Annotated in this window: 14 protein-coding genes; 12 read left to right on the top strand and 2 right to left on the bottom strand. The window is 38.2% G+C overall.

Features of this window, described 5'->3' with window-relative positions; all coding sequences use genetic code 11:
• Positions 1 to 91: 91 nt before the first annotated feature.
• Positions 92 to 814 (bottom strand): CAF17-like 4Fe-4S cluster assembly/insertion protein YgfZ, encoded by a 723-nt coding sequence (gene ygfZ, locus AC1M9J_RS10455; RefSeq protein ID WP_481952280.1) that lies wholly within the window; start codon positions 812 to 814, stop codon positions 92 to 94.
• Positions 815 to 1,086: 272 nt separating this feature from the next.
• On the opposite strand from ygfZ, the gene acnD reads away from it, so the two are divergent.
• The 12 genes from acnD to AC1M9J_RS10395 all read left to right on the top strand — a co-directional run bounded on the left by acnD (position 1,087) and on the right by AC1M9J_RS10395 (position 10,815).
• Positions 1,087 to 3,705, top strand: coding sequence for a Fe/S-dependent 2-methylisocitrate dehydratase AcnD (acnD, locus tag AC1M9J_RS10450; protein ID WP_481952279.1), 2,619 nt, complete (start codon positions 1,087 to 1,089; stop codon positions 3,703 to 3,705).
• Between the two features lie 73 nt (positions 3,706 to 3,778).
• A complete protein-coding gene (locus AC1M9J_RS10445) occupies positions 3,779 to 4,507 on the top strand; it encodes a hypothetical protein (protein ID WP_481952278.1) in 729 nt (242 codons plus the stop codon).
• On the top strand, positions 4,500 to 5,279 hold the full coding sequence (locus tag AC1M9J_RS10440; protein ID WP_481952277.1) for a DUF5677 domain-containing protein: 780 nt from the start codon (positions 4,500 to 4,502) through the stop codon (positions 5,277 to 5,279). The genes AC1M9J_RS10445 and AC1M9J_RS10440 overlap by 8 nt, the downstream gene beginning before the upstream one ends.
• 43 nt (positions 5,280 to 5,322) lie before the next feature.
• Entirely contained in the window at positions 5,323 to 5,529 is a 207-nt protein-coding gene (locus AC1M9J_RS10435; RefSeq protein WP_481610976.1) for a zinc ribbon-containing protein, read from the top strand.
• A 118-nt stretch (positions 5,530 to 5,647) separates the two neighbouring features.
• The gene (locus tag AC1M9J_RS10430; RefSeq protein WP_481593565.1) at positions 5,648 to 6,220 is read left to right on the top strand and encodes a DUF4126 domain-containing protein; all 573 of its coding nucleotides are present in this window, start codon (positions 5,648 to 5,650) and stop codon (positions 6,218 to 6,220) included.
• A gap of 36 nt (positions 6,221 to 6,256) precedes the next feature.
• Positions 6,257 to 6,979: a hypothetical protein gene (locus tag AC1M9J_RS10425; protein ID WP_481593566.1), complete on the top strand. Its 723-nt coding sequence runs from the start codon at positions 6,257 to 6,259 to the stop codon at positions 6,977 to 6,979.
• A 245-nt stretch (positions 6,980 to 7,224) separates the two neighbouring features.
• On the top strand, positions 7,225 to 7,428 hold the full coding sequence (locus AC1M9J_RS10420) for a hypothetical protein (RefSeq protein WP_180028325.1): 204 nt from the start codon (positions 7,225 to 7,227) through the stop codon (positions 7,426 to 7,428).
• 517 nt (positions 7,429 to 7,945) lie between these two features.
• Entirely contained in the window at positions 7,946 to 8,611 is a 666-nt protein-coding gene (locus AC1M9J_RS10415) for an RluA family pseudouridine synthase (RefSeq protein ID WP_481952276.1), read from the top strand.
• 166 nt (positions 8,612 to 8,777) lie between these two features.
• Entirely contained in the window at positions 8,778 to 9,158 is a 381-nt protein-coding gene (locus AC1M9J_RS10410; RefSeq protein WP_035269856.1) for a ribonuclease E inhibitor RraB, read from the top strand.
• 143 nt (positions 9,159 to 9,301) lie between these two features.
• Complete coding sequence (locus AC1M9J_RS10405) at positions 9,302 to 9,640, top strand: zinc ribbon domain-containing protein YjdM (protein WP_035269853.1); 339 nt, start codon at positions 9,302 to 9,304, stop codon at positions 9,638 to 9,640.
• Between the two features lie 233 nt (positions 9,641 to 9,873).
• Positions 9,874 to 10,338: a YybH family protein gene (locus AC1M9J_RS10400; protein WP_179998993.1), complete on the top strand. Its 465-nt coding sequence runs from the start codon at positions 9,874 to 9,876 to the stop codon at positions 10,336 to 10,338.
• A 72-nt stretch (positions 10,339 to 10,410) separates the two neighbouring features.
• Positions 10,411 to 10,815, top strand: a complete 405-nt coding sequence (locus tag AC1M9J_RS10395) for an NUDIX hydrolase (protein WP_481609089.1) — start codon at positions 10,411 to 10,413, stop codon at positions 10,813 to 10,815.
• 10 nt (positions 10,816 to 10,825) lie between these two features.
• Here AC1M9J_RS10395 and AC1M9J_RS10390 read toward each other — a convergent pair whose 3' ends face one another.
• Positions 10,826 to 11,776, bottom strand: coding sequence for a tRNA-dihydrouridine synthase (locus AC1M9J_RS10390; RefSeq protein WP_481609090.1), 951 nt, complete (start codon positions 11,774 to 11,776; stop codon positions 10,826 to 10,828).
• Positions 11,777 to 11,876 lie beyond the last annotated feature (100 nt).

Raw genomic sequence — 11,876 nt, 5'->3', positions numbered from 1 at the left:
TTATGTCTATTTTTACTTTGCTGACATTTTAAGGGAGTGCATAAAAAAGCCAGAATGATTGATATTCTGGCTTGTAATTTGAGAATGAACTTTACTGTGGTCTAGCCACATCACCATTTAAATACTCAGGCAAATCTAAAACAGTCACGTCTAACTCTGCTAATGCTTCAGGACGTGCTACCACCAAAGCGATATAACCGTTTTGGAAAGGCGCACTATTGACGACTTGTACACTTTTATCGAGTTGTTCAGCTTCTGCAGGTACAGCACCTGTACCCTGAATTAAATGTAACCACGCTTTCGGTTTAGCTTTAAACCATAAACGTGCAATCACTTCCTGACCCAAGTAACAACCCTTGTCATAGTGAACGCCTTCACGTTGATGTAAACGGAGTTCTTGGGGTTGGAACACGTGTTCTATGGCTTGATCAATGTAAGCTTGACCCTGTTGAATGGCCTGAACTTGCCAAGCGGCAATATCTGTTACTTCTGCTGAGAACGTTGTGGTGTCACCTTGAAGCGTAGGATAGACCTGACTAGCTTCTTCAAGTTTCATTTTGGAAAAAGCACCGAATTTTTTAATGTGTTTGGAAAATTCTTCAGCTTGATCTTGAGTGGTTACAATGACAAAGCTTTCAGGATTCAGCTTTGTTAACCATAAACCAAAGTGAATTCGACCTTTTAAATCACAAATTGCTGTGTAGCGCGTGATATTTTCCTCAAGGCGTTCAACATGCAACGTCACTTGACCTTGTAAAAATTTTTGAGCATCCACGCCATTAAGCGTAAATGAGGAGAAAGATAAATTGTTCATTTTCTATGCTCGAATCTGAATCTAATACTAAAGAATTATCCCAATTTTCCACTATTTTTCAAAAAAAAGCACATAACTGCTAATTTAACTGCATTATTTGAAACAAAATATTTCAAAAACCCTATTTTTTGTACCTAAGTACATGAAATATATAAGATTTGGGAAATGGACTTTCAGCAGTGTACTATGCCATCACAAATGATGAAGTCTCATCAACAACAAAATGTTTAGAAAGTTTAGAAAAAAGATGCTCAAGGCAAGGCAGGAACGCGATGAATAACAACTACCGTAAACCACTGCAAGGTACCCAGCTCGAATATTATGATGTGCGTCAAGCCGTTGAGGATATTCAGCCAGGCGCATACGCAAAACTCCCATATACTTCTAAAGTGCTTGCAGAGCAATTGGTACGCCGTTGCGACCCTGCAATTTTAGAGCAGTCTCTTAAAGAGTTAATCTTTAACAAACAAGACCATGATTTCCCTTGGTATCCAGCACGTGTGGTCTGCCACGATATTTTGGGTCAAACAGCATTGGTGGACCTTGCAGGTTTGCGTGATGCGATTGCCGATCAAGGTGGAGACCCATCTAAAGTCAATCCCGTTGTACCAACTCAGCTGATTGTCGATCACTCACTCGCAGTCGAGTACGGTGGTTTTGATCCTGATGCATTTGAGAAAAACCGTGCAGTAGAAGATCGCCGTAATGAAGACCGTTTCCATTTTATTGAATGGACCAAAACTGCCTTTGAAAATGTAGATGTAATCCCTGCGGGTAATGGCATCATGCATCAAATCAACTTGGAGAAAATGTCTCCAGTGATTCAAAACCGTGGTGGCGTGGCTTTCCCTGACACGTGTGTGGGCACAGATTCACATACACCGCATACGGATGCTTTAGGTGTCATTTCAATTGGTGTCGGTGGCTTAGAAGCTGAAAACGTGATGCTCGGCCGTGCATCGTGGATGCGTCTGCCAGACATTATTGGCGTAGAGCTCGTTGGTCAGCGTAAGCCGGGCATTACGGCAACTGATATCGTATTGGCTTTAACAGAGTTCTTGCGTAAAGAGCGTGTGGTTGGCGCATATTTAGAGTTCTTTGGTGAAGGTGCAGACACAATGTCGATTGGTGACCGTGCAACCATCTCCAATATGACCCCTGAATACGGTGCAACGGCTGCGATGTTCTATATCGACCAAAACACCATTGATTATCTAACACTGACAGGTCGTGAGCCTGAGCAAGTGAAGCTTGTAGAAACCTATGCCAAAGAAATTGGTCTGTGGGCAAGTGATATGACTAAAGCCGAGTACCCACGTGTACTCCGTTTTGATTTATCAACCGTAACTCGTAATATTGCAGGTCCATCAAACCCACATGCGCGTGTATCAACAAGCGATTTAAAAGCCAAAGGTATTGCAGGTAATTTAGAAGCAGCTCGTGCGCAAGAAGCAGAAGGCTTAATGCCTGATGGTGCAATCATCATCGCAGCGATTACATCATGTACCAATACATCAAACCCACGTAATACGGTTGCAGCTGGCTTGCTTGCTCGTAAAGCGAATGAACTCGGCTTAGTGCGTAAGCCGTGGGTGAAATCATCTTTTGCACCGGGTTCTAAAGCCGCAGCATTGTATTTAGAAGAAGCAGGTGTACTCGGTGATTTAGAAAAACTCGGTTTTGGTATCGTGGCGTATGCATGTACCACATGTAACGGGATGTCAGGTGCGTTAGATCCAAAAATTCAGCAAGAAATTATTGACCGTGACCTCTACGCAACGGCTGTTTTATCAGGTAACCGTAACTTTGATGGTCGTATCCATCCTTATGCAAAACAAGCATTCTTGGCATCTCCACCTTTAGTTGTGGCGTATGCGATTGCAGGGACGATTCGTTTTGATATCGAAATGGATGCTTTAGGACATGACAAAGACGGCAACCCGATTTATTTAAAAGACATTTGGCCATCGGATGAAGAAATTGATGCACTGGTGAAAGTTGCAGTAAAACCTGAGCAATTTAAGAAAGTGTATATCCCAATGTTTGATTTGGGTGAGAAGGTTCAAGCTGCAAGCCCATTATATGACTGGCGTCCGCAAAGTACCTATATCCGTCGTCCGCCATATTGGGAAGGCGCACTTGCAGCACCACGTACTTTAGCCAATATGCGTCCGCTTGCGATTTTAGGCGATAACATCACCACGGATCATTTATCACCATCGAATGCGATTATGATGGATTCGGCAGCAGGTGAATATCTACATAAAATGGGCGTGCCAGAAGAAGACTTTAACTCATATGCAACGCACCGTGGTGACCATTTAACCGCGCAACGTGCGACCTTTGCCAATCCGAAATTGTATAACGAAATGGTGGTACGTTCGGACGGTACGATTAAGCAAGGGTCTAAAGCACGTGTAGAGCCTGAAGGCGAAGTGATGCGTATGTGGGAAGCGATTGAAACCTACATGAACCGTAAACAGCCTTTAATTATTATTGCAGGTAAAGACTACGGTCAAGGCTCGAGTCGTGACTGGGCTGCGAAAGGTGTTCGCCTTGCAGGGGTTGAAGCGATTGTGGCAGAAGGTTTCGAGCGTATTCACCGTACCAACTTGGTCGGTATGGGTGTGTTACCGCTTGAGTTTAAGGCAGGAACTGACCGTAAAACTTTAGGTTTGGATGGTACTGAGCTGTATAGCGTGATTGGTAATATTTCACCACGTTCGACTTTGACTTTAGTTATTGAGCGCTCAACGGCGGATGGTAAAAATCAAACGATTGAAGTGCCTGTAACGTGTCGTTTGGATACCGAAGAAGAAGTATCTGTATATGAAGCGGGTGGGGTGTTACAACGCTTTGCACAGGATTTCTTGGAAGGGAATGTGGCTTAATTTTAGGCTGAAAGTTGTTGATATTGTTTAAAAAAGACCTTACTGTGAAGTAGGGTCTTTTAAATAAATTATTATGAAAAAATCAAATCGTGTTTTACAAGATCATAAGAAAGTAGGAACTAAACTAATTCCACCTCTTAAACAATTACAAAATATGAAGGAAGTTAGCTTTGCTGATAATGGGTTGCCAAATTTGATATGGATTTCTGCGCTTTTTCAGAATCTGAAAAGCAAAGATGCTATAAATTTAGGATGTGAATTTATCAAAAAAATTCATGAAATTGAAAATCTTCCTAATCATAACTTTGTCAATTTAAGTAATTTTCTTCTTCTTGATGATGAGTGCAAACATAGAATTAATATTACTTTAGATAAAAGGCTTAAGGCTGACCTTTTTGAAGGAGTTAAGCATATCAACTTTCTATTTGAAAATTTTCCATTGAGTTTTCTCTTTAAAGATTTTGAAAACACGATGGATAGAGTAATAGCTATTGAAAAATTAAAATTGGATGTTAGAGAGCTACTGGATAGACGAACATATCATGCTACCAAAGTGCAAGTTACAGCTATATTTTTAATGATGGTAGCTAGAAAGTTAGATGTTCCTGAAAGTATCATTAGTAATGAAGATTTCGATTCGATTTTTTTAAATCCTACTGGCGAAAAGGCTAGGAGAGTGGCATCTTTTGCTCGAGCATCGTTAAATGGCAATATTGGTGTAGACCATAATGTAAACAGTATTTGGAGCAAAAATTTTTGGTATAAATCTTTCTTTTTGGATGGGTGTAAAAAAATTGGATAATGAAAATTTCTCAAAATTCTTAGAAAATCTAGAATCATATCTAATAGAGTCATGTAATTACTTACTAGATAAATTACCTGAAAATCCTAATAATCATGAAGTTAAGAGCGTTGTAGGTGGTTTGGTATCTAGACAAGTTACATTATCTATTCAAATGGTAAATTCTCCGAATATGTTAAATGGTCACGCGGCTCCATTATTTCTCAGGGCAATGACTGATTTACAAATATCATTGGCTTGGATATTAATAGATTTAGAAGATAGAGTAAAAAAATATGTCATCTACGGCTTAGGTGAAGAAAAGCTAATCCTAGAACACTACAAAAAAGAATTAGAAGACAATACTTTAGATTTAAACTACAAAGATGAAGTCCAGAAAATAATACAATTTAAAGAAGAATGGATAAGAGCTCAAAAACCAGAATATTTAGTGGAAGTAAATTTAGGTAATTGGGCTCAGCTAGATTATAGAAGAATGGCTCAAGAAGCAGGAAAAGAATCTCTTTATAAGTTTCCTTATAAAATATTTAGTCAAAATGCTCATAATATGTGGAATTTTATTTCGCTATATAATTGTACCAGTTGTGAAAATCCATTACATCGTTACCATTTAGTTCCGAGCTTAAAAGAGGCACAAATAGATATAGATTTTCTTTACAGAGCATTTAAATATACTGATCAAGTATACGAATTGATCATTCAGAGTTTCAATATATATTCACCTTATAACAACCCTTTAAATTTTTTTGAGCAAAAAATTTTAGAAAATTAATGAAAATCACTTCTTCGCCCAATCGCCATCATCATTTGTCGAAATGGACAATAAAAAGTCATTCACACTCCGTTATAGTGATCTCACCATTTCTAAAAATATACGGAGAACAAAAATGGTTACAGCTGGCTCTAAACCGGGAACAGGTTTCTATTTTTGCGTTCAATGTGGGCATCGTGCTTACTTAGAAATTGGTACTGATCGTTTACCACCGTGTACCAAATGCTTAAGCAATCAATTTAAAAAATAATTCGCTCAAGCAAACACACTAAAACAGACACCACTGTTTTAAACAAAAGCCCTATTACACCATAGGGCTTTTTTGTTACCTTAAGAAAATTAAAAACATATAAATAAAAAGGTTTGCTATGGAAACAATACTCGGTTTATGTCTTGGTATAGGATTGAGTGCTGCATGTGGCTTCCGCGTATTTGTTCCCTTATTGGTGATGAGTATTGCCTCCCTCATGGGATGGTTTGAACCGATGAAAGGCTTTGAATGGCTTGCGATGCCATCGGTTTGTATTGCATTGGGTGTTGCCACCATTTTTGAAATCGGGGCGTATTACATTCCTTGGATTGATAACTTACTGGATACTATTGCGACGCCTGCGGCATTGGTGGCGGGTACACTGACCACGATGGCGGTCAGCTCTGGCGAAATGTCGCAATTTGCAAGTTGGGCTGCTGCAATCATCGTCGGTGGTGGAACAGCAGGAGCAGTGCAACTTGGGACAGTTGCAGCACGGGGTGTCTCGACCGCAACCACGGGTGGCGTGGCAAATCCTGTGGTTTCTACAGGTGAGTGGGTCAGCGCATTGGTGATTTCCGTATTGTCATTCTTTATACCAGTATTGGTAGTAATCGTTTTACTAATTGGTGTGGTTTGGACAGTACGTTGGTTCAAAAAGAAAAAGCAGCGTCAAGCTGATGCTCAGTAAATTTATAAAAGAAGTATTAAAAATCTCGGATAAAGAATGAAAAATATATTGGCATTATTTCAAGTTTTAATTGGGCTTTACTTTTTGGGTGATCTGATTAGACAGAATCCAAAGATTGATGGTTTTTTACAAAATACTGAAAAAAATTTTTCAAATTGGAATCACAAGCTCAAAGATTCAAATGCAAAATCAGGCTTATTTTTGTTGAAGAAGATTCATGGTTACTTATCTATAATTTTTATCATTATATTTCTCGTTATCCAAAAATTATGGCCTTCACAAATTTATTTGCTTCATCTTCTGTCCGCTGCATTTGTTGCTTGTATATTTGTTTGGTTGTCTTTGACCTGGACAATTGATCATAAAAACATGATCCTTTCGATGGCAAAGCAAGTTGCTTTTTTAAGTGTAACGCCTTTTATTGCAGGAATAATGGACTATCTTTTTTCATTAAATTTTACAGCAATATTTGTTCAGATATACAACACGCTCGCACAGACACTGCATTTGGAACCGAGCGGGATGCATCATCCAATTATTATGGGGCTTGTAGGTAGTCTTATTTTGACAAGCTTATTTGTCATCTATTACATAATAATGTGGGTGATTTCGCTACCAACACTACTGATTTTTCTATTATTTATGCTGAGTGCTCAGAGAATTGCCAGATTAATTAACAGTATTGCGCCTAAACAGCCTTTAATGGGTTTAGCTGTAATATTGTTTATCATTCTGACGTTTGTTCAAGCAAATATCTAAATTATTCAGTGGATGAATTGAATTTACAGACTTCTGAATAAACTATATCTTTGATTTTTAAGTGAGATTGTTTAAATATTTAAAAACCACGATCAATTTTACAGCTATTTTAGCTCAGCATTGGTCTAAAGCTTGCTTTAGATTTATAGCACTTAAGCTCATTGAAGACTGAAATAAACTTATAGGATCACCCTGTGAATACAGTACAAGAAAAATCCCGCGCAAAACTTCCTTTTAAAGTCCACATGATGGCAGGCTGGCCGTTGTTACTACTGATTATTGGTGGTGCTGTGGGTGGTTCACTCGGTGCAATTGCTTATACAATTAACCTCAAAATTTATAAATCTGAATTATCTCAACTACAAAAAGTAATAGCTAATCTTATGTGTGGCATGTTTGCCATGATGTTGTGGTGGAGCATTGCATCTTGGATTCAAGCCAGTCTCTAAAATGGAAGGTCAACTTGAATTTTAATTGCAATATTTAGCTAAAAATCGCTAAAAAAAGTGTATCAATGAACCTATTTGGGAAAAAATATTATATTTATAAGGTGATATGAAATATTTTTTTATTCGATGCTAAAATTCGTTAATCTTAGGAAATTAATCCCGACGCAGTCTCGCTATTATATATCTCAAGGGTGTGACGGGATCGAAAAGAGTAGATTGCTACCAGTTGCGTACGGCGTGCGTGTAGTACTTACCCAAAAGGTCTTGATTCGGCTTAGGACGCTATAAATCAGAAGTTTATAGGCAATAGGGTTATAACTTACAAAGTTATAATAGTTGAAGTAAACAACATGTTTTCCCTGACACCCTCAAAATTCTCTTAAAAAATTATAATTCTCAATTCTCAATTCTCAATTCTCAATTCTCAATTCTCAATTCTCAAATCGCTCATCTTATAAATTGACACTGTGTTGATCAGTTGCTATTTTTCCGCATCCCAAAGAAATGCTTTGTTCACATGCCTTTAGACGATAATTTTGTATATATGCCACCTCAAGGTCCACTTAACATCGTCTATGAAGATGATGATTTGGTGGTCATTGATAAACCAGCAGGATTATTGTCTGTGCCAGGACGCTTGCCTGAACATCATGACAGTGCCTATTTAAGAGTGATAGCTCAATATCCAAATGCAAAAATTACCCATCGTTTAGATATGGCAACCTCTGGAATTTTGATGTTTGCAAAACATCGTGATGCTGAAGTGGCTGTGAGCAAAATGTTCCAAGCGCGCACCGTGAAAAAAAATTATGTGGCACTGGTGCAAGGTAAAATTCCACAACAGGGACAAGTAGACTTGCCTTTAATTACGGACTGGGAAAACAGACCGAGACAAATCGTTCATTTTGAACTTGGAAAATCAGCCTTAACACTGTTTGAATTGGTCGCTTATGATGCGCATTTAGATGCTAGTCGTGTCTTGTTGACGCCAATTACGGGGCGTTCACATCAATTACGCGTACATATGCAAGCCATAGGTCATCCGATCACAGGTGATAAACTCTATCATCCAAACCCTAAACTCAGTGATTTAGGGCGTATGGCTTTGCATGCGAGTTATTTAGAGTTTCAACAACCGTTGAGTGGTATTGAAATTAAAATTGTGAGTGAAGTTCCATTTTGAATGAAACGCTTCAAGCAAAATACGTATTGTGAGTGCCTAACTAAAATTTAACAATTACGATCATATAAAGTTAAGAACAATTTCTAATGAATTCTTCTCCAAAATGAAATAAATATAGGCTACTCTAGGATATTGTATACGCAATAACCACAATAAGGATGAACGTATGAGCCGTGATTTAGAACAATTTCCAAATGATGATAATGGCGATGTACTGTGGCAAATGTTCCAGGATGGAGATGATTTAAGCGAGCCGCATGAGATTGAGTACTCAATTGCTTTTAGCTCTAAAGACAAAGCTGAAAAATGTGCCTTGTTCTTGCTTCAGGAAGAACAAAAGATCAGTTTATTTATTGATGAAGAGTCTGAATCCGCAGAATGGATTATCACGATTTATGTGTATATGGAGCCAGAGTACTCAGATATTGTGGATTTAGAAGAGTGGTTTACCAAAATAGCCAATGACTATGACGGTGAGTATGATGGATGGGGATGTATGGCATATGTATATGATGATGAAGATATAGAAGATGAGTTTCAAAGCTAAAAAAGGCTAGAGCCAATAAAAGAACCTAAGTGATTGAACTTAGGTTTTTTTTATTTAAACCTTATAAAATTTAAGGTTTTTTTCTATTCGCTAGATGAAAGTGGTATATTGAGCAAAATTTTTTTAATTTTTTGGATTTTTTTATGTCTTTGCCAAATTGCCCAAAATGTTCCTCTGAATATACTTATGAAGATGGGGACCTCTTGATCTGCCCAGAATGTTCACATGAATGGAAAGAAGGAGAGACACTCGAAGAAGTGGTTCAGATCAAAGATGCAAATGGCAATCTTCTTGCAGATGGTGATACCGTAACGGTTATCAAAGATTTAAAAATTAAAGGTTCATCATCCGTAATCAAAGTCGGTACTAAAGCAAAAAGTATTCGTTTATTGCCAGATGCAACGGATGGTCATGATATTGATTGTAAAGTAGATGGTTTTGGCGCAATGAAACTTAAGTCCGAATATGTAAAGAAAGCATAAGCTTTTATAATGGCTTCAGTGAAACTGGGGCCAATTTTTTATGCGAAAATAACTCGTCATTGGTTTTCTGATCATAATGATAAGTTTTAATAAATAATGGTTGTTTTTTATCAATTTAAATTGAATTTTAGATACAAATTAGAATAAAAATTTCTTTGCTTGGCACAAAATAACATTACACTTTTTCTTTAAAAGTGTTAACTTCATCACACTAATAACAATAAGGTCACATCATGTCTATTCAGATTGAGGGTAATGTTGTTGCTGCTCATGAAGTATTAGCGCAATTAAAAGAATGGGATTCAGCATTAGTGGGTAATAATGTTGATGCGTTAATCGAAAAATGTGCACAAAATGTAAGTATGTTTGATGTCAGCACTCAACTTGAAGGGGCTGAAGCTTATCGAAAAGAATGGCAAAAATTTAGCCCATATTTCTTTGATGGGATGCAAATCACTCGCCGTGATGTAAAAGTGCATGCGAGTGATCATTTGGTTGTATTACACTGTCACTCTAAAGTGGAACATAAAGCCTTAAAAGGTCAGCTGCAAATGCCTTGGTGTCGTACAACATTATGTCTACAAAAAACCAATGAACAATGGGTGATGGTACACCAACATATTTCTATGCCTGTAGACTTAGCAACGGGAAAGGCTATCATCTTGAAGGATAAATCAAAATTAAGGCTTGTGGTTTAGCTTATCTTGAGCATTTAGATGGGCTTAAACAGTGTTATCTTTCATGAATGAGTTAAATTCTGGAGACGTGTCATGGGATTTTATGATTTTTATCGTTTGAGTTCTCATGCGGTGATCACCAACCCAGAGGGACAAGTCTTATTACTGAAAGCAAACTATTCCAATTACAGTTGGGGGTTGCCAGGTGGTGGTTTAGATCAAGGTGAAACCATACATCAAGCTTTGCTCAGAGAGTGTAAAGAAGAAATAGGTTGTGATGTAAGCATCCAATATTTATCCGGGGTCTACTATCACGCACAGGTAAACTCACATACCTTTATCTTTAGATGCGTGATTGAAAATAATGCCCAAATTCAACTCTCTGAGGAACATACGGAATATGCATGGTTTAGTCCAGAGCAACTGTCTGAGGTTCAACGCACTCGCGTTCAAGACTGTCTGAATTTTCAAGGTGAAGTTCGGAGTTATTCATTCTAGAATTTAGAAATTAGACAGTTGGCGTAATGTTTTGAAAATGATTGAGCTTAGCAATGATTTCATCTACTTGTTTCAGACGTTTCACTTCATCCCATAACAGTTTTGCTTCAGGATAATGTTTAGACATCATACCTAGCCATTGTTTATAACGTCCGACCATATTCATTTCTTTTTTATAAGAACCATTTAAGAAGCGAATTTGGAGTGTAATTAAATCGCTCCATTGTAATATCGCTTCGTCTTTATTTTGTCGGATGCATTGTGTGACATCGGGTGTTGTCACTGCTGCACGACCAATCATTAGATCTTCACAACCTGACTCTAGTAAACACTGGCGCGCATCTTGGTTATTCCAGATTTCACCATTGGCTATCACATTAATTCTAAGCGCATGACGAATGGGTTGAAGTTGATCCCAAAAGGCGGGTGGGGTATAGCCATCTGCTTTTGTTCGTGCATGAACGGTCACCCAAGCGGCACCAGCATCTTCTATAGCATGTGCATTTTCCAGGGTGAAATTACGATCCATATAACCTAAACGCATTTTTGCTGAAACTGGTATTTCAGCAGGCACTGCATCACGTACAGCTTTAACCAGTTGATACACTGTTTCAGGTTCATCCAATAATACAGAACCACCTCGATGCCTGTTTACTGTTTTAGCTGGACATCCAAAATTCATATCAATTGCAGGTGCACCTAACTCCACCGCTCGAACGGCATTTGCAGCCAACATGGTTGGATTATTCCCTAAAAATTGAACATGAACGGGTGTTCCTGCTGCTGTTTTGCCATCGTTGAATAATTCGGGACAGTAAGAATGATAGATGTGATCTGGAAGGACAGAATCAGTGACACGGATAAACTCAGTTACACACCAGTCGAAGCTGCCGACATGTGTGAGAACATCACGCATGATGGGATCAGTTAAACCTTCCATGGGTGCTAAAACGAGTTTCACATGGTCACCTGAATATGGGAAAAACGGTGTTATACGGTGTTTTGTATAGCTTGTCTAGTCAGAAATTTCACACAAAAAAAAGCCCAAACTTATGTTTGGG

It is taken from the genome of Acinetobacter sp. ANC_7588 (assembly GCF_056783995.1).
Note: the sequence above shows the minus strand (reverse complement) of the source record. Positions and strands in the feature narration are given on the sequence as shown.